The following is an 18938-nucleotide window of genomic DNA, read 5'->3' as shown; positions in this document are numbered from 1 at the left end:
ATGTGCAGGTGGGGTAACGGTATGCTAGTAGGCGCATCAACTCCGTAGGAAAGGGTGAGCGTGGATTTCCAAGTCTGGCCGGAGGCCATTGAGCTCGGGCGCCTCTTCGCCGAGCAGGGATATGAACTGGCGTTGGTAGGGGGTCCTGTACGCGATCTGCTCCTGCACCGGCCCTCCCACGACCTGGACTTTTGCACCTCGGCCCGACCCGAGCAGTTCGAGCCCATTCTGCGTCACTGGGGGTCGGGCTTTTGGGACATGGGGCGTAAATTCGGCACCCTGGGCGCGCTGCGGCGGCGTCCTGACGGCACCGAGGTCAAGGTAGAGGTGACCACCTACCGGCGAGACACCTACGATCCCGATTCCCGCAAGCCCGAGGTGGACTATGGGGACAGCCTCGAGGGGGATCTTTCACGGCGCGACTTCACCGTCAATGCCATGGCCCTGCGGGTGCCCGACCTGGTCTTTGTAGACCCCTACCGGGGGGCCAACGACCTGGCCAAGCAGGTGCTCCGAACCCCGGTGGATCCCCGTCAGTCCTTCGACGACGATCCCCTGCGGATGATGCGGGCCGTGCGGTTCGTGGCCCAGCTGGGATTCACCATCGCCCCGGAGACCGCAGAGGCCATCACCCGCATGACCGATCGAATCAGCATTGTCTCGGCCGAGCGGATTCGCGATGAGCTTACCAAGCTCATGCTGGCCGAACACCCCGTCCAGGGCATTGAGGCCCTGGTGCAGTCCGGCCTGGCTGACATCGTTCTGCCCGAGGTGCCGGCTCTGCAGCTGGAGATAGACGAGCATCACCGGCACAAGGATGTCTTTGAACACACCCTGATGGTGGTGGACCGGGCCATCGCCCTGGAGACCGGACCTGACGGACCTGTGCCCGCCCCGGATCTGACCCTGCGCCTGGCTGCCCTGCTGCACGACATCGGCAAACCCGCCACCAGACGCTTTGAGCCCGGTGGCAAGGTCAGTTTTCATCACCATGATGCAGTCGGAGCCCGGTTGGCCCGTAAGCGCCTCAAGGCCCTGCGCTTCGACCACCACCTGATCGCCGACGTCTGCGACCTGATCTCCATGCACCTGCGCTTCCATGGCTATGTGGACGAGCGCTGGACCGATGCGGCCGTCCGCCGTTATGCCCGGGAGACCGGTCCGCTTTATGAGCGGCTCAATCGCCTGACCCGGGCCGATGCCACCACCCGCAACAAGCGCAAGGCCCAGGTCTTCTCCTCCGCCATGGACGAGCTGGAGGACAGGGTGGCTCAATTGCGCCAGCAGGAGGATTTGGATGCCATCCGGCCCGACTTGGATGGACGACAGATCATGCAGATTCTGGGCCTCAAGCCCGGGCCGCAGGTGGGACGTGCTTACCGGCACATGCTGGACTACCGCCTGGATCAGGGCCCTGTCGACCGGCAGACAGCCGAGCAGGAGCTACGGGACTGGTGGCAAAGAGAAGGCGCCGACCAAGCCTGACCCAGGTCAACCCTTCCCCGGAACTCCTGGTCAGAAAGCTGCGAACATTGGCGGCGAGGATTGTGGTGTCGTTGTGTTGAATTCGGCAGTAAGCCGGATCGCCAGCGTCAGGCCTTGGGAGCCTTGGGCAGGTTCTTCATGGAGGAGGGGTCGGTCTGGCAGCCCTTGATGGCTTCGATCTTGCGGCCCACGACAGAGGTGCTGTCCTCGTCGTTCAGATCGTTAAAGGTGGCCCCGACGACCACGTCGATCAGATCGTCGCCGCGGTCGTCCATGATCAGCACGGCATCGTTGAATTGGGATCCCACTGTGTAGCCACGGTCAATGGCCGAGGCCCCGAAGCGTATCTCGGTGCGTGCAGTCTCGGTCTTGCCTGGATAGTCCGCCACATCCTGCATGTTGAATCCCCGATTGCGCAGGGCCGAGGCCAGGGCAGTGGCCAGACCGGACTTGTTGGTTCCGTTGAGCACCCGCACGCGGATGTCGGGGTGGTTGACCAGCTTGGACTTGTCAGGCGGGCAGGGCACGGCGACCCCATAGTTGGGCTTGGCGATGCTGGTGTGTTTGGCGTTATGCCCGATGGACCCGAAGATGATCAGACTGCATATGACCAGGATGGCCACTAGGGCGCTGACGACTATGGTGAAGACCATCTTCTGCCGCCGTCGTACGAACTGCCTGCGGGCCTCGCGTTCGTCCAGTGGTTCGGGATTCGTCATGTTGCCTACTCTACTGTCTATGGGTGACTCGCAGTGGGACCATCCTGGGCAGGACTGGCGAGTCAGCCTCGATGATCCTGTCCACGGCATTTTGCTCCCGCCAGAGCCTTATCAGTGCGATTGCCTGCTCGGGCCGAGGGGCCATGACCACAACCGAGGGGCCTGATCCAGAGACGAAAGCCGGCCCGATGCCTGCCCGTCGGGCAAGGTCCAGAGCTTGGCGTGAGCGCGGGTGCAGAGTGCAGGCGGTCTCCTGCAGGTCGTTCAGATCGTGGGAGCCGGGTCCGATCAGATCGAAGGCCTTGTAGACCTGGGCTGTGCTCAGTTGGCTCTCGTATGCCCCGATCAGGAGGTGTCCGGTCAGCCCAGCTCGGGACAGCCGCTGGGCCTGCGGGCCATCAGGATCCAGGGGTTCCAGAATCTGGCCGAAACCTGTGCCTCTGCTGAGCCCTCCATGCAGGCAGAAGGGCAGATCCGCGCCCAGACTGGCAGCGATTCGATCCAGGTCGGCGGCAGCCATCCCTAGATTCCAAAGCCGGTTCAGGCCCAGCATGGTTCCGGCAGCATCCGCTGATCCGCCGGCCAGGCCGGCGCCCACCGGTATCCGTTTGACGATGTGGATGGCCACATCAGGCTCGTGCCCGGTAGCCTGGGCCATGGCCAGGAGGGCTTTGACGGCTAGGTTGGCGTGTGGATCGGCATCCCGGCGGTTCAGGTCGCCAAGGTGCTCACCCTCCAAGCTCAGGCGGAAGCCGCTGCCAGGTTCTGTCGGGCGCAGTTCCACCCGGTCCCAGATTCCCACGGCGCTGTATATGGTGTCCAGGCGGTGTCGTCCTCCAAGGTCGGTTCGGGTAGGGCCAACGCGAAGTCTCAGATTGATTTTGGCGGGACAGCAGAGGCCCACGCCGTCCCTTCCGGCTGCCGGGCTCACGCGGTCACCTCACGGCGGGCTTGCTCCAGGGCTACGAACTCCTCGATGGTCATGGTTTCCCCCCGGCGTGCAGGGTCAATGCCTGCTGCCTGGAAGGCTTCGGTGGTCACCAGACCCTTCAGGGCGGCGTGCAGGGTTTTGCGGCGCTGTCCAAAGGCGGCATCGATCAGGGCGAAGACCTCGGTCCTCGTCCCCTCGTCCCCGCGCCCGCGTCCATCCTTGTCCCGGGTGAAGGAAACCAGGGCCGAGTCCACGTTGGGGGCTGGCCAGAAGACATGGCGCCCGATTCTGCCCGCTTGGGCGGCATGCCCGTACCAGGCCAGCTTCAGACTGGGAGCGCCGTAGACCTTGGAGCCCGGGGCTGCCGTCAGCCGATCCGCCACCTCCTTCTGGACCATGACTAAAAACCGGCTCAGATTGGCGAACCGGACCAGGAGGGTCAGAATGATCGGAGTGGCAACGTTATATGGCAGGTTGGCCACCATGGCCAGGTCGGCGGCCGTGCCCGCGTCGCCTGCCAGCTGAGGGGTCAAGGTCAGGGCATCACGGTTGATCACGGTCAGCCGGTCCAGGCTCTCCGGCATGCGCTCGCGGACGGTTTGCGGAAGCTGCTGGGCCAGGACGGGATCGATCTCGTCGGCGGTCACCAGACAGCCCGTCTCCAGCAGTCCAAGAGTCAGGGATCCCAGACCAGGACCCACCTCCAGAACGGATTGGTCGGACTCCACTCTCGCCAAACGCACGATCCTGCGGACAGTTCCTGGATCGATGACGAAGTTCTGCCCCAATCGCTTGGTGGGGTGGATATCGATCCGGTCGGCGATGCGTCGGATGTCGGCGGCACCCAGGAGGCGGTCGCTTTCGTTTTCAGTGTTCATGTCGGTTCGTTGCTCGGCGGGTGTGGTTGGGGATTAGTACGAATTATGCTGTTTTTGGTATTGCAAGGCTGTACTGGGATTCCCGTACTGCTGCGCAATGTAGTAGAGGCCCCAATCGATCTGGACAGCGGCATCGTCATGCCAGTTGGCTCCAAATAGCGCCATCTTGGAGCCGGGGTAAGCCTGGGGAATACCGTAGGCGCCTGAATTTTTATTTTCGGCATACCAGAGCCATCCTGATTCCCTGTTCCACAGTTCCACTAGAGCCGTGAACTCCGAACCTGTCCATCCGCGCTGGGCGGCAGCACCGCCGGCATAGGTCTGGGCTAAGTCCACGCTGGCGTGCCAAAGACCATTTGGAGATGGGTTCGGTGCTGGAGACGGGGCTGGTTTGTCCTCGGGCTTGCTTGGGGTGGTCGGTTTATCCGGCTTGCTTGGTTGTGTCGGCTGCGTGGTCTGCGGCGGCTTGGTCTGTGCTGGCGTAGGGGCCGGTGCTGTTGACGATTGCGAATCCTGGTTGGACGAGGGGCTCGGAGAGGGGGTCTTCTGCGCTTGTTGGGAATCCTTGCCCGTGTCTTTGGATTGCTGCCCGCTGTTTTGCTCTTCCCTTGGCTTGTCGGGACCGACGGCCACCACCTGATCCACTGGCATGGCTACGGTCTCCTCCTTGACCACCTGCTCCGATTCGACCTGCCCATCCACGTAGGTGACCTGGATGGTCTGCAGGCGTTGACCGGCTACACCCGCCTGCCGTACCTGGGTTTGACCGGGCGCCAGGCTCGGGTCGACCACGGTCCTCGTGGCGAAGGGGAGGGGAACCGTCCTTTGGGTGTTTCCGTGGGTGACCCGTTGGACACGCAGCACAGTGGTGCCTTGGTCATGCTCCACGCTGACTCGGTCCTCTTTGCCCAGCACGATACCCTTGGAGTCCAGGATGGAGGCGGCTGGAAGCTTGCCGTCAGGGGCCACCGAGGTCTTCCCATCAGCCACGACCGTGACCGGCCCGGCCTGATTGATGACCAGACCGCCGGTCAGCTGGTTGTAGACGTTGCCCACATCCACGGTGACCTTCATGGCCTGCTTGCGGTTCTCCTCAAAGAATCCCAGCAGCTGGTCCATGCTTGTTGCCGTGGTCCAGAAGGGCACCCGCTGGCCCTGGATGACGATGGTGGTCTGATAGGCGGAGCGCACAGTGACCGCCGCATGGTTGCGCAGCTGGCCTCCCGAGGTGGAATCGACCAGATCGTGGGTCTTGACCTTGACCCCCTGCTGGCGTAGCAGGCCGTCCACGCTGTAGGCATAGGTGGTCACCATTTTGGTCTGTCCGTTGACGCTCAACGCCACGCTCTTGCGTGCGGTAATGCCGAAGGTCAGGATCATGGCCAGAACGACCAGGAGGGCGCAGGAGGCCACGCGGATCCTTCTGAGCATGACGAAACGCCTCGGTGTCCAGCGTCTGGCCATGTGCTCGCCTCCCCGTTTCTGCCTTGTCTGTACCCGGCAATTCTAGCGGTGCAGGCATGGAGCGAGGCCGCACAATTCGCAAGGTCGGGCAAACATCCACATTTGTAGTAGACGGACGGCAATAAAAAAGCCGACTTGGCCTTCATCGGTCAGTCGGCTTTTTTAAGACCCGGGTCCTGGTCGGCGGGTCAACGTCAAGAGGACGGGAATGAAGGGGAATGATCCCGTCCTCGAATACGAACGGAGATGGTTGGGGAAATGCTCCGTTCGTACTTCGGAGGACGAGCCTCCGAAATGACTTACTCGAGGGAAGTATTTGTAGTTATCCAGGCAATGTCCATTATTGTAGCCTGCCAAGAAGAAAAATGAATAGTTGGATTTAATAGTTCGTTCTTGGCGTAGAGCCTCCTGTCAGAGTCGAACTGACGACCTGCCGCTTACAAGGCGGCTGCTCTGGCCAACTGAGCTAAGGAGGCGGTCCCGGTGGTCCATTACAGCATTCCGGGCCGCGGTACGAAATGATATCGTACCATCACCATGCCCCCAAGGGGACGCTGGGCGCGAAATTTCTCTCGACGTACCCAGTTCAGTCCAGTGAGCGCGGATGGCCGGAGGCGCCGATTGCGGGCATGGCTCCCTTGACGCCCACCTTGGACTGATCCAGGCCCAGAGCCTTGAGCAGGCCTGCGCGGTAGTCCAAGCCGGCCCGGGACAGGTTGCCCAGATCCCAGTAATTGCCGTTGATGCGGACCGTGGGCGTGGTCATCTGTCCCTTGTTGGACCCGGAGGGATTCCAGAGCTCCTTACGCATGGGGGTATAGGCGTCCATGGCCTTGATCCAGTCCCGGTAGTGGCCCTTGAGTGCCTGGTCGGCAACCTTGGGATCAACCCCGGCCTTGATGGCCTGCTGGCGGATCTTGTCGTTGCTGATCGGTTGGTAGTTGGATTCGTCCGGCTGGAAGTCCTTGGCGTAGAGATTGGCTATGAAGGGCAGCAGGTGGTCCGGATCGTGCTGGGCCACATAGATGGTGGCCGTGCCCGTCCTGGTCGAGTAGTTGTCCGTGGAGAGCCGGTCCATGAAGCTCATGGGGTAGATGACCAAGTTGATCTGCCCGCCATCCACAAGACCGGTCAAGGTGGAGTCCAGCCCGCGATGCAGGGCGCCGCATCCTGGGCACATGAAGTCCATGTATATCTCCACGGTCGGCGCTTTGGCCACTGGCTTGCCCAGCCCCCGGGAGCTGATCAGGAAGCCACCCTGGTCATTGGCGGCCGAGGGTTTCTCCTTGACCCGGGCGACGGCTTGCCGGGCCTGTTCCAGGTCCTGGGTTTTGACCGGGCGATGGCTGCGCCAGTAGAAGAATCCGCCCAGAGCGATCAGTGCGATGAGCACCACGGTGACAATGATGCCGATCATGGTCTGCTGGCGGCGTTCCTTGGCCTCCTGGAGCCGCCGAGCTTCTTCCTGGGCCTTGAGCGCGGCCTGATGGTTCTGCCTGCCCTTGGACATGACCTGGATCCTTTCCTTGGCATACTGAGCATAGTGTAGCCGCCGGGGGTGAAGCGCCACCTTAGGCGCGCAGGAGGCGAATGGGTGCCCAGTCCATGGAGGGCTGGGTAATCAGCCCGGCCAGGAGAACGGCAATGATCAGCAACCAGACCAGGAGCAGAATCCACCTGCGACGGGGGCTACCCGGCGCATCGGAATTCTGGCGGCCCAAGGGGATGCGGCCCGCCGCCAGACGCAGGACCATGTTGCCGCTGCTGGCCTTGGGGGCTGAGCCGTCTTGCGTGGGCAGGGTTGTCAACAGCCAGCCGGCCAGCGTCGCCAGGGCCATGGCCAGTCCGCCGGCGGACAGTGGCCTGGCCGCTGGCAGGGGGAAGATCAGCAGGTGTCCGCCCAGGGCCAGACTTGTATGAACGGTGGTGAGGGCGCCTATCCAGGTCAGCGGCAGCGCGGCCAAGGCTTGGACAAGGATTATGCCCAGCAGGCGGAGCAGGGCGGCCGCCAGGCCCCTGAGCAAGTGCCAGGGAAGGGCGGCCGCGTTCAACAGACGGTCGGTGCCCCGCCGAGGGCCCTCGCGGCGCAGCTCCCGTTCTATTTGGGCCTTTATGCTCCATCCTGCGGTGCTCAGGGCCCAGAGGAGGATTCCGGCGGCCACTAGTGCCGAGACCGGGGCCAGAGCTGTCAGCAGGGCGGGGAGGATTCCCAGCATGACCAGGCAGGGGGTTCCCGCCTTCAGGTAGCGCAGGCGCCGCATCTGAGCTGGAGGCTGGTCTCCCAGCCAGTGGGCATTCGCCTCATTGCGGTATCCGCTGGGCAGGGGCTGTGCTGGCGGTAGCGGATCCTGAACGGTGGTGGCTTGAAGATCTTGTCGGTCGGCTAATGGTTGTTGGTCCTGCCATGCCTGTGTCTGCTCCTCGGCTGCGGGAAGGGGATTCAACAGGCTGGTGGGCTGTTCCGTGTCGGGCAGGAGGGTCGTCTGTTCATCGGCTTCGTCTTCGGTCGGGGGTTGTGACCAGGCCGTCCGCGGACTGTCCGGATCAGCCTGCGCGATTGGCGGCATTGGCATGGTGGCCGGCTCAACGACCATGGTGGGTGAGTCGGCCTGCCCCTCAGCCTCCGAAGAGCCGTCGCCAAAAGGGCGCATCGTCTCCTGGTCGTCTTGCTCTCCTTGCCAGGCCTGCGGATCCATGGCGTCCCGACCGATGGCCTCCAGAAGTTCCTCGGGCGTGCAACGTGCACCTCTGTCGTGGGAGAGGGCCGAACGCAGGGCTCTCATGGTGCCCATGGGCAGCCCGGACAGATCAGCATTGCCCGAAGCCTCCCGCTCCAGAACCGCCATCATGGGTTTGTCGCCGAAGACCGCTCGTCCGGTGGCTGCATAGGCCAGAACGGCTGCCGTGCTCCACCAATCGGTTTCTTGGTCGGCCTCGGCTCCGTCAATGATCTCCGGGGCGATGAAGCCAGGGGTCCCCATGACCAGCCCGGTTCGGGTCACATGGCTTTGCCCCTGACCCATAGCGATGCCGAAGTCCACCAGCACCGGCCCCGAGACCGAGATCATGACATTGGTGGGCTTGATGTCCCGATGGACGATGCCCGCTTGGTGGACGGCTGCGACGGCATCGGTCAGCTTTCGTGCCAGCCGCTCCAGATCGTCGCCCTGATAGGGGCCGTTGACGGCCACATCGTCGCGAAGGTTGCGCCCCTCGATCAGTTCAGTCACGATAAAGGCCAGGGCATCATCAAGTTCCATATCCACGATCCGGCAGACGCCTGGATGGCGGATCCGTTGCAGGGCCAGAGCCTCGCGCCGCAGGCGCTCGCGGGCCGAGGCGCGGTCGCGTTCGTCAGGGCTGTCTGACGGGACTTGATCCTCCTCCAGGGATTCCCGCAGGATCTTCATGGCATAGTCCTGGCCCCCGCCATCACGTGCGCGCCAGACGGACCCCATGGCACCGCCGCCCAGGGGCTCGATCAGGGTGTAGCCCCCTACCAGCCGTCCCGGCCTCAGGTCCAAACCCTCAAGATCGCTCATATCTCCATTGTGCCCCGACTGGTTGAAAAGCATCTGATTGCGACCTCTGCTGTTTCGCCGCGTCCGAGATTGCCTCAGATGGCTCGACTGCCGACGGCATAATGAGCAAACAGGCGTTGATACAATATTCTCGGCGGGAAAATATACAAAACAACAGAAAGAAGGGGCTTCCGTGGAAGCTTCGCGCTTTGAAAAGGGATCCGAGGCCTTGGCCGCTATTGACGGCAAGGGAGGTCAGGCTGTCATCGACTCCCTTCAGGATATAGCGCCGGACCTTGGCCGTTGGATTGTCGAATTCGCCTTTGGTGACATATACACCAGAAAAGGACTCGATCTTCAGCAGCGTGAGCTGGTCACTATAGGCAGTCTGGTGACGCAGGGTGACACGGTTCCACAGCTGACTGTTCACATACAGGGAGCCCTGAATGTGGGGCTGAGCAAGGCGGCCGTGGTCGAAGCCATACTCCAATGTGCTCCATACGTGGGATTTCCCAGGGTCATCAACGCGATCAACGTGGCCAGGACGGTCTTCGAGCGCGGCTCTGAGGATTCCGACAAGCCCAAGGATTGAGTCTCGGCAAGGGTTTGCACGTCGAATTCAGACCTTGGTGTATAGTGGGCACTGGCTCAAGGGAGAGTTTCTCTTAACCACAAAATAGAAAACCGTCGCATGGCCATGCCGATGTCGGTGTTGACCCCGGGACGGAAACCACAGTGAAAATCAACCCTTCACTACGGATCGTTCGGCACGTACCTGCCGATGAAAGGATGAACAATGGCAGAAGTGGTATTCGACCACGTCACTCGTATCTACCCGGGCAACGATGAGCCCTCGGTCAGTGACCTCAGTCTGGACATCAAAGACGGTGAATTCCTTGTTCTGGTAGGGCCTTCCGGCTGCGGAAAGTCCACCACCCTGCGCATGCTGGCCGGCCTGGAGGAGGTCAACAAGGGACGCATCATGATTGGCGACAGGGACGTGACGACCATGCAGCCCAAGGACCGCGACATCGCCATGGTCTTCCAGAACTACGCACTTTACCCCCACATGACCGTGGCCGACAACATGGGCTTCGCCCTGAAGATCGCTGGCACCCCCAAGGACCAGATTCGCCAGCGGGTGGAGAAGGCCGCCGAGGTGCTGGATCTGACCGAGTACCTGGACCGCAAGCCCAAGGCTCTGTCCGGTGGTCAGCGTCAGCGTGTGGCCATGGGCCGCGCTATTGTGCGTCAGCCCAAGGTCTTCCTGATGGATGAGCCTCTGTCCAACCTGGACGCCAAGCTGCGTGTCCAGACCCGTACCCAGATCGCTGCTCTGCAGCGTCAGCTCAACGTCACCACCCTGTATGTGACCCACGATCAGACAGAGGCTCTGACCATGGGCGACAGGATCGCCGTCATCAAGCTGGGCGTCCTGCAGCAGGTGGGCGCGCCTACCGAGCTCTATGATCGGCCCGAGAATGTCTTCGTGGCCGGCTTCATCGGCTCGCCCTCCATGAACATCAACATCCACCCCGTGGTCAACGGCCAGGCCAAGATCGGTGAGGACACCATCAGCCTGCCGCGCGAGGCCGTCGACAAGCTGACCCCCGAGGATCAGGGCAAGATCGTCGTCGGCTTCCGTCCCGAGAACGCCAGTCTGGCCAGTCCCTCCGAACCGGATGCCTTCTCCCTGAAGGTAGCCAACGTGGAGGATCTGGGCTCCGACGGCTACATCTATGGCAACATTCTGACCGACAACAGCGTGGCTGAGCAGGCCACCGTCATGTCTGACCAGAACAAGCTGACCACCATCCGTGTCAACCCGCGCGACCTGCCCAAGGTGGGCGACGTGGTCAAGATCCACATCGATCCTGAAAAGATGCACCTGTTCTCCCCGGCCAGTGAGCTGCGGCTGAACTGAGCCTTTCTGTGACCCTGTGGTTCGGCCACGGTTTCCCGCCGACCCGCAGGGCCCGTGTCGATCATTGATATCATCTCCTTTCCTTGTTGACCGGGTGACCAGGAGCCCCGCGCGGCACATCCGTGCGGGGCTCTTCCCGTATAGGATGGGCGGCGATGGGATGGATGGAAGTATGACTAGCGTGAATATCAACCGGGCGACGGCCTCCTCTCTGGACCCTCGCGCCATGAAAGCCACCTCGATAAAGACCACGGCCGACCCCTCCTCCGAGCAGGAGCCGGCTGCCCTGCACATCACGGCCACCAGCTCCAACCCCAGGATGTTTACCCTGCCCTGGGAGCGGCCGCTGGCCACCTGGCCCCGGGATCTGCTGGCCAACCTGCCCAGGGGCATCTCCCGGCACGTGGTGCGCTTTGTCCACGTGGGCGACGATGTCTACGCCATGAAGGAGATCACCCAGCGAGTGGCCGAGCGTGAGTATGAGCTCCTGCGCAAGCTGCAAAAACTGGAGCTGCCTACGGTCAATCCCATCGCCGTGGTCACCGGTCGGCACACCCGCGAGGGCGAGCCTCTTGAGGCCATGCTGGTCACCCAGCACCTGAAGTTCTCACTGCCCTACCGTGCCCTATTCGCCCGCAATCTGCGCCCGGACACGGCCGAGCGTCTCATCGATGCCCTGGCGGTCCTTCTGGTGAGACTCCATCTGGCCGGTTTCTACTGGGGCGATGTTTCCCTGTCCAACGTGCTCTTCCTACGCGATGCCGATGCCTTCTCGGCCTTCCTGGTCGATGCCGAAACCGGCGATCTGCATCCCAGCCTGACAGATGGGCAGCGCGAATACGACATCGACCTGGCCAGGACCAACATCATCGGTGAGCTCATGGATCTGGATTCCGGCAACCTGCTGGCCGGTGAGGTGGACGAGGTCGGCGTGGGCAACCGGCTGGTAGACCGCTATCACTCCCTCTGGAGCGCCTTGACGGACGTGGACAGCTTCGACCCGGATGAGATGTGGAAGATCGAGCGCCGCGTCAACCGGCTCAATGATCTGGGCTTCGACGTGGACGAACTGGAGATGAAGACCGAGGAGGGCGGCAACCGGGTGCTGGTTCGGCCCAGGGTGGTCGATGCCGGCTACGCCTCCCGCAAGCTGCTGCGGCTGACTGGTCTGGACGTGCAGGAGAACCAGGCCCGGCGGCTGCTCAATGATTTGGATGCCTATCGTGCCTCCACCTGGCGTCAGGGCGAGGACTTGGAAATCGTGGCCACCGACTGGATGCGCGAGGTCTTCGAGCCTACTGTGCGCATGATCCCGCCGGAATATCGTTCGCAGATCGAACCGGCCCAGTTCTTCCATGAGGTGCTGACCCACCGCTGGCTGATGGCCGAGAAGGCCGGCCACGATGTGCCCATGGCCGAGGCCGTGCAGAGCTATATCAGCGAGTCCCTGCCCGAGTACCGGCTGGATTCCGAGGACATGAAGACCATCAACGAAGAGGCCGATGCCGGGGTGGTCGACGACGAGATGAATTGGCAGGGCGGCCATGCCCAGGCCGGTCAAGGTGAGCAAGCCGACCGCGATCGGACCGACAAGGATGCGAATGGACATGAAGTGGAAGGCCAAGACGCAGCCGACAGTGGGGTGACTGGCCAAACCAACGCTGGAGGCCAGAACGGAGCAGGCACCCAGACGGACCGTGACCGGGCTGTCGAGGAGGTGTCGTCGCAGCCGGCCTTTGAGGACGCGAATGGCGGCCGAAGCTCGCTGAGATCGGTCTATGCCCCTGGCAGCCTGGATGCGGCTGCCGACCAGGACGATCAGGACGATGCAGTCTGGGCTTCCAGCTGATTCTTTGGTCTGTGCGGCAACCAGTCTGCTGCAGACCGGTTGCCGCACGCAGGCTGTTGCCGCTTGGCTTGTCTGTCTTCAGATTGCCGGTGCCTGCCTGGGGCTATTTCGCTTGGCGGGCGGACCGTCGGCGTGCCATGGCTACGGCGTAGAGGCTGATGCCGGCTGCAACCGAGGCGTTCAGGGATTCCACCGAGCTGGAAATGGGGATGGAGGCCAGGGCGTCACAGTTCTCGCGGACCAGGCGGCTCAGCCCCTTGCCCTCGGAGCCCAGGACCACCACCAGCGGATCGGTCTCGAAGCCTGTCTCGCCTACTGTGGTGGTGCCTGCGCCGTCCAGGCCAACCGCGTAGTAGCCGCGCTCCTTGAGCCCTTGGATGGCCTTGGTCAGATTGACCACGCGGGCCACGGGCAGATGGGCGGCGGCTCCGGCAGACACCTTCCAGGCTGCAGCTGTGACCGAGGCGCTGCGTCGCTCGGGCAGAACCACACCCGAGGCGCCGAAGGCCGCTGCTGAACGGATCACGGCCCCGAGATTTTGCGGGTCAGTGACCCCATCCAGGGCGATGAACAGCGGACGGGCGGCAACCTTGGTCGCCTGATCGGCTCCTTCCAGGGCAGCCGCGTGCTTCTCGGCCCTGTCGACCAGGCTCTGCAGGGAGGCGTACTGGTAGGGCTGCACCTTGAGGACTACGCCCTGGTGGTTGCTGGACCGGGCGATGCGGTTCATCTCCAGACGGTCGGCTTCCAGCAGGTTGAGTCCCTCCTGTCCAGCCAGTCGTACGATTTCTCTGGTCCTGTCGTCATGGTCCATCCGGGCGGCCAGATAGAGCTGGCTGGCCGGGACTCCTACGCGCAGGGCTTCCAGGACTGCGTTGCGGCCGATGACCAGATCATCGGAATCGGAGGTGAATCGGTCGGCCCGGCGGCGGGCTGCCAGACGTGGATCTGCCGCCTGCCTGCGCTGGGCCACCTGTCGGGCCTTGTAGGCCTTGTGGTAGACGCGATCCTCAGCCTTGGGGGTAGGTCCCCGGCCGCGCAGTTTGTTGCGGTGCTTGCCGCCCGAACCCTTGGTCGGGCCTTTCTTGTTAGCCATGTCTTCAGTGTAAAGGCAGGCGGGAACTGGTTAGCTGTCTGTCGGCCTCAATATCTGCAGGGCGAAGACACGCTGTAATCAGGCCGTGTGAGTCACCCCAGAGCGGACACCTGATCGGGATCTGGGAACTCCATCCACTCGACCGGAGACTGTCCGCTTGAGGCCGGGGTAACGGCGATGTGGGCCATGGATGACCGGGCCGAGGCCCCATGCCAGTGTCTGACGCCTGCCGGGCAGAAGACCACGTCGCCGGGTTCCAGCCTGCGGGGCTGATGGCCTTCCTCCTGCTCCCACCCCTGCCCGGCGGTGACGATCAGCAGCTGGCCGTGCGGGTGGGTGTGCCAACGGTTGACGCACCCGGGTGCGAAGGTCACATTGCTGGCGGAGCATTCTGCGTCCGAATCAGTCAGTCGGTGCAACCAGACATGACCGGTGAAGTTGCGTCCGTCAGCCGAATCTCCCAAGGGATAGGGCCCTGAATCCGGCTCGGTTCCAGTTGCTGTTGCAGGGGTTTCCTGGCTCTCGTCGTCACGGTCGCCCTCACCGTAGACCTCCTTGGCCAGGTCGAAAGCCGACCATGCCTTGGGCCAGCCCGCATAGAAGGCCAGGTGGGTGATCAGTGCCACCATTTCAGTGCGGGTGACGCCATTGCCCTTGGCCATGGCCATATGGCTCTTCAGCTGGGGGAAGAGTCCCATGCTCATCAGACCTGCACAGGTGATCATGCTGCGGTCCCGAGCCGAAAGTTCGTCCTCGCGGGACCAGACCTGGCCGAAGAGCACATCATCGTTGAGGTGGGCGAATTGCGGTGCGAACCGACCGAGCCGGTCGTGGCCCGCTGTTTGTTTGATTGCCATGAGTTAGTCTCCTTGCCATCATCTTGGCCGGGTCATTCCGGCAGTTTCAGCTATACCCCTTCGAGTGTGCTCGAAGTCAAGGTGATGGCGGAGAGAGCCGTTGGCAGTCAGTCCGAGACGTCGGCCTTGTAGAAGTTGATGTAGGAGCGGGAAGGGGTTGGCCCGCGCTGGCCCTGGTAATGGGATCCGTTGTGCTTGGAGCCGTAAGGGTACTGGGCGGGCGAAGAGAGCTGGAAGAAGCACATCTGGCCAATCTTCATGCCGGGCCAGAGCTTGACTGGAAGGGTGCTCACGTTGGACAGCTCCAGGGTGATGTGCCCTTCAAAGCCGGGATCGACGAATCCGGCGGTGGAGTGGGTCAGAATGCCCAGACGGCCCAGGGAGCTCTTGCCCTCCAGGCGAGCGGCCAGGGTGGAGTCCAACTTGACATACTCCCAGGTGGATCCCAGAACGAACTCGCCGGGGTGTAGGATCCAGGGTTCGTCCTTGGGCACTTCGAACTGCTCGGTCAGCGCACCTTGGTCCTCTGCCGGATCCACATAGGTGTACTGATGGTTGTTGAAGATCCGGAAGTAGCGGTCCAGACGCACGTCCACGCTGGATGGCTGAACCATGGCCGGCGTCCACGGGTCCAGATTCAGGTGTCCTGCCTGGTAGGCATCCAGGATGTCATGGTCGCTGAGCAGCATGCCGGGGTATCTCCTTTAGGTTCGTCGGTCGAGGGTCTCTCCTCTGGCGGGAAACCATTCTGAATCCAGTCTAACCGGGCCTATACCCGCCTTCTGATCTGGCTGTATTCACAGAGAATTTTCAGATAACGCTATCGTCACCATAAGGTAGCTGTTCTTTACTATAGATGTCGGCTCAAAAACCGATGGGCGGTTGACCTCCGCCCGACAACTGATTTCCCTTTCTTCTCTCTCGCCCGGCGGTGTTCACGCACCGCCGGGTTCTCTTCATTTTGAGGGGCTTTTGGTGCGCCGACGTTTCACGTGAAACCACATGACCAATGGTTTGCTTGAGTTCCTTAAGGCCTATACAGGATGGTCAGGCGTGTGCAACACATGGGTCGCCTGATGCTTGGCTGGGCCGGTCATCTGCTCGTTGATCTTCTATCTTCTTTGGATCCGAGACTCAAGTTTGGCGAATCTCCAAGACGAGATCGGAAGTTCCGCGCAGCCGCATTCTCAGATTCAGATTGCTCTTCTCTGGTGTCTGTATAAAAGTTGTGTTTCAATGCACGGCCTGAACTATAGGCGCAGGATTGAAGACAGGAACTGAAGATATGGAAGAACCCCCGTCAGTTATGGCTATGACGGGGGTTCTTCACCGTGGGGAGGGCCGGCGATCTTCTTGCCTTCGGCGGCTGAGGGAAGAGGGGGACTATCACTTTGCCGAAAGCAGTCCGAACTCCGCTCCCTCCCCGGTTCGAGCGGCCGGGTGCCGATGCTGGGCCTGACTCATTCCCGAGGACAGGAAGAGTGGACCAAGCAGCGCGGCTATCCGACCAAGTATGTGTGGGTCACACCAGCCTTACTCCTGGGGAGCCTTGGCTGACATGGCCTTGTGGAAGACGGCCACAATGATCAGGGCCAGCAGGGCGGCCAGCGCCATGACCCAGAACATATTGGCCACCTGGGCCTGGATGCCGGTCTTTACACCCGCCAGAGCATGCGACCCGAATTGGGGATTGGCCATGAGTCCGCTGTAGACAGCCATGCCGATGGAGGCCGAGGTGTTCATCATCAGATCCCCGATGCCGATGCCGCGGCCGTTCTGGTCCACGGGCAAAGTGGCCGAGAAGGAGTCGTAGAGGGGCGTGTAGGACATGGTGATGCCGGCGATGAAGACCGAGGCCAGCGCGGTCAGGACCCAGAAGCCCGAGGTGAGCATTAGGGCAGAACCGGCAGCTCCAGCGATCATGAGCAGGGCGGACAGGATCAGCATGGGCAGGCGTCCCATGGCGTTTATGATGGCTCCGGACAGGCAGCCCACTAGGGTGGCCACGATGTAGACGATGGTCAGGCAGAGGGAGACCTGGCTCAGGGAGATCCCGTAGATGCGGTCGCCGATCACGTTGTAGATGGGCACGCAGGCGAAGTTGAAGAAGTAGAAGACAAAGAGGGCCAGCAGGACAGCCATGTAGGCTCCGTTGGTCACGAACCCGCGGCTCAAGAAGGGGTTGGCGCCCTTCCAGACATAGCCGGCGAAGATCAGGATCAGGACGGCCAGCACCCCCAACATCCAGGTGGCCGGGAAGGAGAAGTAGACGGCCACGAATCCGGCGATAAGCGCGAACAGCGCGATGCCGAAGACATCGATGCGCTCACCCTTGATGCCGGTGTCAGGTGTGTACTTGAGCACCGGAGGAATCAGCAGGACGGAGACCAGGGGTACCAGGAAAAGGTAGCGCCAGTCGATGGAGGTGATCAGTCCGCCGGCGAAGATGCCCACAGCGGAGGATGCGTAGTAGACGGCGTTGAAGATGCCCAGGTAGAAGGCACGCTCCTTGTCGCTCAGGTACTTCATAGCCATGACCAGGAAGACCGAGCCGGCCACCTGACCGCCCGCGGTCTGGATCATGCGGGCCAGGACGACAGCCCAGAAGTTCGATGCGCCGAAGAAGCCCAGGAGGCTGCCGATGATCAGGGCACCCACTCCGAACAGGGTCATCTTACGGGGGGAGATGTAGTCGCAGAGGGTGCCGTAGAGCATGCAGACCACACCCAGGACGATGCCGGGCAGGGTGCTGATCAGCGAGGCGTTGGCGGACATCCCCAGGGAGTCGCCCACGTTCTGGAAGACCAGGTTGAAGGCCTGGATCATCAGTGTGCCCAGCAGGAAGATGGTCAGCAGGGCGGGCAGGGCCCGCTTGGTGCTGCGGCGGTTTTCCTCCATGGTCGCTTCGGTAGCCGTTGTGGTGATGGATTCGCTCATGACTGCCGTCCTTCTATCGTTCGCTCTCGGTCTTGCGCACCAGGGTCAGGAGTCTGTCCATGAAGCGCCGGGTGAACCGCTCGGTGTCGACAGACAGGGCCACCTTGGTGTTCTTGACTGTGTCCAGGAGCCTGCTGGGGTCGCCGATGGTACGGGCCCGCTGTGGTCCCTCGGTCTCGACCATCAGGTTGGTGGCAAAGGTGGTGACCAGGCTGGGGTCGATGGCTACAGCGGCGGCCAGGGGATCGTGCAAATTGCAGCCGCCCAGGTAGACCCCGCTCTCCTTTTCGCTGATGTCGATGTAGTAGTCGGTCATGTCTGCCAGGAAGCGGCCGGCGCTGGTGCCTGTTGCGCGCAGGGCCTCGGTGTCCTCGCGGCTCATCAGAGCCTGGGTGGTCACGTCCAGGCCGACCATGGTGATGTCTGCGGTGGTGGCGAAGACACGGTTGGCGGCCTCGGGGTCCTGGTTGATGTTGGCCTCTGCGAAGGGCCCCACGTTGCCCGGCTGGGTCAGTGTGCCGCCCATCATGACGATGCTGATGCGGTCGACGATGTCGGGGGCCTTTTCCAGGGCGGCGGCGATGGTGGTCAGGGCGCCGGTGGGTACCACGACCAGCTCGCCCTTGGGATAGCGGCGGACTGCGTCGATGATGAAGTCGACTGAGCTCTGCTGGCTGGCCTGCCGGTCGGTCTGTGCGGGGATTTCGATGTTGCCGGTGCCGTTGGCCCCATGGAAGATCTCGGAGTCCGGCGGAACGCTGAATGAGTCAGCCGTGCTGGGGTGATCGATCCCCTTGAAGACCGGGATGTCCTCCCTGCCGTACATGGCCAGCAGCCGCAGATCGTTGTCGACGCCTTGGTCGAGCACCACGTTGCCGTAGGTGCCGGTGATTCCGATCAGTTCGGCATCCGGGGAGCCCAGGACATAGGACAGAGCCAGCGTGTCGTCGATGCCAGTGTCCAGATCCAGGATGATCTTGCGGACGGTTCCCTTGCTTGCTGACACGTTGGTCTCCTTCCCAGAAGGATGGGCGACCCCAACCTTCTGCTTACCTATGTCGTGCCTTCCCTAGGCTGATTCGTTACTGCCGTGAAACAAACAACCTGTTTGATGTAACGTTTCATCAAACTGTACGGAGCTAAACTACCTGCGGCTTGGAGGCTTGTCAAAGCGCGTCGGGGGGTGTTCGCCATCAGGGCAGAGACCTGCAAATCTATCGGTGATCATGCATTCGCAGGTTGACGGCCGCTTTTCCGCGCAACCGACGATAATGAGG

Annotated in this window: 14 protein-coding genes, 1 tRNA gene and 1 pseudogene; 4 read left to right on the top strand and 12 right to left on the bottom strand. The window is 62.3% G+C overall.

What is annotated here, in order from left to right; translation table 11 throughout:
• The first annotated feature begins 60 nt into the window (after positions 1-60).
• A complete protein-coding gene (locus H3T90_RS05430; protein ID WP_198229886.1) occupies positions 61-1485 on the top strand; it encodes a CCA tRNA nucleotidyltransferase in 1425 nt (474 codons plus the stop codon).
• A gap of 107 nt (positions 1486-1592) precedes the next feature.
• Here the strand turns inward: H3T90_RS05430 and H3T90_RS05425 are convergent, their stop codons facing one another.
• The 7 genes from H3T90_RS05425 to H3T90_RS05395 form a co-directional block, all read right to left on the bottom strand.
• Entirely contained in the window at positions 1593-2204 is a 612-nt protein-coding gene (locus H3T90_RS05425) for a LytR C-terminal domain-containing protein (RefSeq protein ID WP_198229834.1), read from the bottom strand.
• 10 nt (positions 2205-2214) lie between these two features.
• Entirely contained in the window at positions 2215-3135 is a 921-nt protein-coding gene (locus H3T90_RS05420) for a 4-(cytidine 5'-diphospho)-2-C-methyl-D-erythritol kinase (protein ID WP_198229833.1), read from the bottom strand.
• Positions 3132-4013 (bottom strand): 16S rRNA (adenine(1518)-N(6)/adenine(1519)-N(6))-dimethyltransferase RsmA, encoded by an 882-nt coding sequence (gene rsmA, locus H3T90_RS05415; RefSeq protein ID WP_198229832.1) that lies wholly within the window; start codon positions 4011-4013, stop codon positions 3132-3134. Before rsmA ends, H3T90_RS05420 begins: the two co-directional genes overlap by 4 nt.
• A gap of 33 nt (positions 4014-4046) precedes the next feature.
• Entirely contained in the window at positions 4047-5477 is a 1431-nt protein-coding gene (locus tag H3T90_RS05410; protein WP_198229831.1) for a resuscitation-promoting factor, read from the bottom strand.
• 402 nt (positions 5478-5879) lie between these two features.
• A tRNA-Thr gene (locus H3T90_RS05405) sits at positions 5880-5953 on the bottom strand.
• 110 nt (positions 5954-6063) lie between these two features.
• Positions 6064-6987 carry a DsbA family protein gene (locus H3T90_RS05400; protein WP_198229830.1) on the bottom strand — a complete coding sequence of 308 codons (924 nt, stop codon included), beginning with the start codon at positions 6985-6987 and terminating at the stop codon, positions 6064-6066.
• A 61-nt stretch (positions 6988-7048) separates the two neighbouring features.
• Positions 7049-9019 carry a serine/threonine-protein kinase gene (locus tag H3T90_RS05395; RefSeq protein ID WP_198229829.1) on the bottom strand — a complete coding sequence of 657 codons (1971 nt, stop codon included), beginning with the start codon at positions 9017-9019 and terminating at the stop codon, positions 7049-7051.
• Positions 9020-9191: 172 nt separating this feature from the next.
• Here H3T90_RS05395 and H3T90_RS05390 point away from each other — a divergent pair, with 172 nt between their 5' ends.
• The 3 genes and pseudogenes from H3T90_RS05390 to H3T90_RS05380 all read left to right on the top strand — a co-directional run.
• Positions 9192-9590, top strand: a complete 399-nt coding sequence (locus tag H3T90_RS05390) for a carboxymuconolactone decarboxylase family protein (RefSeq protein ID WP_198191175.1) — start codon at positions 9192-9194, stop codon at positions 9588-9590.
• Between the two features lie 204 nt (positions 9591-9794).
• Positions 9795-10922 carry an ABC transporter ATP-binding protein gene (locus H3T90_RS05385; RefSeq protein ID WP_198229828.1) on the top strand — a complete coding sequence of 376 codons (1128 nt, stop codon included), beginning with the start codon at positions 9795-9797 and terminating at the stop codon, positions 10920-10922.
• A gap of 172 nt (positions 10923-11094) precedes the next feature.
• Positions 11095-12456 (top strand): annotated as a pseudogene (locus tag H3T90_RS05380) (DUF4032 domain-containing protein); the annotation flags it as partial.
• A 418-nt stretch (positions 12457-12874) separates the two neighbouring features.
• Here H3T90_RS05380 and rlmB read toward each other — a convergent pair.
• The 5 genes from rlmB to H3T90_RS05355 all read right to left on the bottom strand — a co-directional run bounded on the left by rlmB (position 12875) and on the right by H3T90_RS05355 (position 18667).
• Positions 12875-13867: a 23S rRNA (guanosine(2251)-2'-O)-methyltransferase RlmB gene (gene rlmB, locus H3T90_RS05375; protein WP_198229826.1), complete on the bottom strand. Its 993-nt coding sequence runs from the start codon at positions 13865-13867 to the stop codon at positions 12875-12877.
• Between the two features lie 92 nt (positions 13868-13959).
• Positions 13960-14724 (bottom strand): carboxymuconolactone decarboxylase family protein, encoded by a 765-nt coding sequence (locus tag H3T90_RS05370; protein ID WP_198229825.1) that lies wholly within the window; start codon positions 14722-14724, stop codon positions 13960-13962.
• A gap of 107 nt (positions 14725-14831) precedes the next feature.
• Positions 14832-15413 (bottom strand): dCTP deaminase, encoded by a 582-nt coding sequence (gene dcd, locus H3T90_RS05365; protein ID WP_198229824.1) that lies wholly within the window; start codon positions 15411-15413, stop codon positions 14832-14834.
• Positions 15414-16257: 844 nt separating this feature from the next.
• Positions 16258-17661: an MFS transporter gene (locus H3T90_RS05360; protein WP_198229823.1), complete on the bottom strand. Its 1404-nt coding sequence runs from the start codon at positions 17659-17661 to the stop codon at positions 16258-16260.
• 13 nt (positions 17662-17674) lie between these two features.
• On the bottom strand, positions 17675-18667 hold the full coding sequence (locus H3T90_RS05355; protein WP_198229822.1) for a nucleoside hydrolase: 993 nt from the start codon (positions 18665-18667) through the stop codon (positions 17675-17677).
• Positions 18668-18938 lie beyond the last annotated feature (271 nt).

This window comes from Bifidobacterium polysaccharolyticum (assembly GCF_016101585.1).
Classification (GTDB): domain Bacteria; phylum Actinomycetota; class Actinomycetes; order Actinomycetales; family Bifidobacteriaceae; genus Bombiscardovia; species Bombiscardovia polysaccharolytica.
The sequence above is the reverse complement of the archived record's forward strand: the minus strand, read 5'-3'. Positions and strand labels throughout refer to the sequence as shown.